Source organism: Mesorhizobium sp. M7A.F.Ca.AU.002.02.1.1, from assembly GCF_003998535.1.
GTDB lineage: Bacteria > Pseudomonadota > Alphaproteobacteria > Rhizobiales > Rhizobiaceae > Mesorhizobium > Mesorhizobium ciceri.
Genome location: NZ_RZPB01000767.1, coordinates 1 through 2,817 on the forward strand (window position 1 = coordinate 1; position 2,817 = coordinate 2,817).

The 2,817-nt window shown below is 63.6% G+C and carries 4 protein-coding genes; 1 reads left to right on the forward strand and 3 read right to left on the reverse strand.

Translation table 11 applies throughout. The features are described from left to right. Positions 1–148 precede the first annotated feature (148 nt). A complete protein-coding gene (locus EN879_RS30910; protein ID WP_013528543.1) occupies positions 149–535 on the reverse strand; it encodes a 5-carboxymethyl-2-hydroxymuconate Delta-isomerase in 387 nt (128 codons plus the stop codon). Between the two features lie 215 nt (positions 536–750). On the opposite strand from EN879_RS30910, the gene hpaR reads away from it, so the two are divergent. Then, a complete protein-coding gene (gene hpaR / locus EN879_RS30915) occupies positions 751–1,146 on the forward strand; it encodes a homoprotocatechuate degradation operon regulator HpaR (RefSeq protein WP_224620863.1) in 396 nt (131 codons plus the stop codon). A 29-nt stretch (positions 1,147–1,175) separates the two neighbouring features. Here the strand turns inward: hpaR and EN879_RS30920 are convergent, their stop codons facing one another. Next, entirely contained in the window at positions 1,176–1,685 is a 510-nt protein-coding gene (locus EN879_RS30920) for a flavin reductase (RefSeq protein WP_013528541.1), read from the reverse strand. A gap of 6 nt (positions 1,686–1,691) precedes the next feature. Further along, positions 1,692–2,817: 4-hydroxyphenylacetate 3-hydroxylase C-terminal domain-containing protein (locus EN879_RS30925; protein WP_127274479.1), on the reverse strand; the 1,126-nt coding region annotated here is incomplete at its 5' end.

Below are 2,817 nucleotides of genomic sequence, written 5' to 3' on the forward strand. Positions count from 1 at the left end.
ACCGGCGACAGCGTTTCGAACGTCGCGCCATCGAGGGCCGGCACCGCCTCGCCGCCGATCTGGTTCAAAACGCCATCGCGCTTGAAGCGGGCCAGATAGGCCTCGGCCTTTTTCAGATTGCCTTGCAGGTCGGACATGTCGGGTTCCGTCACTTGCCGCGCAGCCGCGGGTGGATTGCGTTTTTCTTCCAGCTGAGCACCGGGTCGATTTCCCGGATTTCGAGCGACAGGGCGAAATGCGGGGTCTCGAACAGGGTGGCAAGGTATTCGCTCACCGCCGCGAAGACAGCCTCGCCGGTCCGCTTCTTCTCGTCCGGGCTGCGGCCGGTGCCGATGCGAAACGACATGTCGAGAAAAGCGTTTTCCGGCAGGCTGTCGGCCATCGCGTAGGCCTCGGCGCGAAAGGCCCGCACCCGCACGGCGCCGGTCTCGAACAGCCCGGTGTCCAGCACTGTGCGCAACACCAGCGCGCACAATTCGTCCATATCGACCTTGGCATCGAGATTGGCCGAATACTCGATGGAGAAGTGAGGCACGGCGCTTCGTTTCCCTGGGTTATTGCTTTGTTGTAGTTAACGCGTTAATTACATGCCGCATCCGCGAAGTCAAGTCTTGCATCGGCCTTGGCGCAACGATACGGGATGGCAGGAACGGGCCCCGGCTGGCGGATTCGGCCGAGGGAAGGCCTGTTTCGATCGCAAGCGTGGGAGGCTCTTTTTTGCTGCCTGAAAATACCCGTCGTTCCCTGCCGATGGCGCTGCTTCATGCCCGCGAAGCGGTGATGGCGCGGTTTCGGCCGATGCTTGCGGCGCATGACGTGACCGAACAGCAATGGCGCGTGCTGCGTGTGCTCAGCGAAGCCGGCCCGGTCGAGGCGACGGAACTTGCCGATCGCGCCTCGGTTTTGCCGCCCAGCCTGACGCGCATCATCAAGGCGCTCGAGGGACGCAAATTCATCACCCGCAACAAGGCCGAAGGCGACGGCCGCCGCGTCGTGCTGACCATTGCGCCTGCCGGCTCCGCCCTGATCGACGCCCTGTCGCCCGAGCGTCGCGTCATCTATGACGACATCGAACAGCGTTTTGGGCATGAGAAGCTGGAGCAGCTCCTCGACCTCTTGGAGAGCTTGATCGACGGCGAGAGCTGAGCGGTCGGTCCTGGCCGTTTCGTCCAGGCTCACCCGCCAAAGCTGCCCAACCGTGTCGGCTGCGTATAATTCCGGTCGACATAGAGCAGGGCCGAGCCGCCGCTGCCGTGCCGGACATCGATGACGCGGCCGATCATGACATTGTGCGTGCCGACGACATGCACGGTCTCGATCTCGCAATCGAAGTTGACGATCGCATCCGACAGCGCCGGCGTGCCGGAGGTCAGCGTCTGCCAGCGCGCCGAGGCGTAGCGCGCCTCCATGTCCCTGGTCGCGCCGGCGAACTTTCCCGCCAGATGCATGTGGTCATGCGTCAGCACGTTGACGCAGAAGCGCCGGTTGGACAGGAACATGGCGGCCTGGGTCGAGCGCCCGTTCATGCACACGAGCAGCGTCGGCGGCTCGTCCGAGACGCTGCACATGGCGGTGGCGGTGAAGCCGCCGCGTCCTGCCGGCCCGTCTGTGGTGACGATGTTGACCGGCGCGCAGACCCTCGCCATGGCGTCGCGGAAATCGGCTTTCGAAATCTGCGTGGCCATGTGATTTCACTCGGCCGTTGAGACAAGCGGATTGAACCAGGTATCGCCGGTCCAGCCATTCTCGTCATAATCGGCCATGCAGGTGTCGACCAGCTCTTCCATCGCCTTCAGCCGCCCGCCGCGCTCGGCGCCTTTCAGCACCTGCAGCCGTACCTCTTCCGGCGCACCGGCATAGTTGAGCTCATAGAGCCCGTGGCGGCCGCCGAACTCGGTGCCGGTCGCATCCCACAACAGCTTCATGATCTTGATGCGTTCGATGTGGCCCATATCGTTGGAGCCGCGCACATATTGCGCCAGATATTTGTCGATCTCGGGGTTGTTGAAGTCGCGCACCGACGACGGCAGGTAGATCAGCCCCGAGGCGATCACCCGGCGCACGGTGTCGATGACGCGCGGATAGGCTTCCGACATGAAGGTGCGGTAGGCAAGGGCGGCTTCGAGGTTGGGCAGGACGGCGCCATTCGCCCATGGGATCGGGTTGTAGGCCATGGCGTTGGAAAAGCTCCAGAACATGTGCCTGAGCGCAATGACCTCGCCCAGTGCCGCCTGGTTGCCGCGGAAAGCATCGCCGCCCGTGGCGCGCAGCGCCTTGGCCAGCAGGCCGGCGAGAAAGTCGAGCTTGACGGCGAAACGCGTGCAGCCCTGGAAGCAGTAGCCATGCATGAAGCCGGAGGCCGGATGGAAGGACAGGATTTTTTGCGCATCGCGCAGCACCAGCACGTCCTCCCAGGGGATGAAGACATTGTCGAGCACCAGGATCGCGTCGTTCTCGTCGAAGCGCGACGACAGCGGATAGTCGAAGGGTGCCGCCACCGTGTTGGCCGTCTGCTCGTAGGAGACGCGGCAGAACATCTTTATCCCCGGCGCATTCATCGGCACGATGAACATCACCGACAGCGACGGATCCTCGGTCACCGTCGCCGACCCTTGCGCCAGGAAATTGTAGTGCGTCAGCGCCGAGGACGTCGCCACCACCTTGGCGCCGGACACGTAGATGCCGGCGTCCGTCTCCCTGTTGATGTGGACGAAGACATCCTTCACCTGTTCGGCCGGCTTGTGGCGGTCGATCGGCGGGTTGACGATGGCGTGGTTCATGAACAACGCGGCTTCCTGCGCGCGTTTGTGCCAGGAC

Excerpts from the sequence above, each read along its gene's own strand:
- hpaR (WP_224620863.1), top strand. The coding sequence starts at position 751 with ATGGCGCTGCTTCATGCCCGCGAAGCGGTGATGGCGCGGTTTCGGCCG.
- EN879_RS30920 (WP_013528541.1), bottom strand. The coding sequence starts at position 1,685 with ATGGCCACGCAGATTTCGAAAGCCGATTTCCGCGACGCCATGGCGAGG.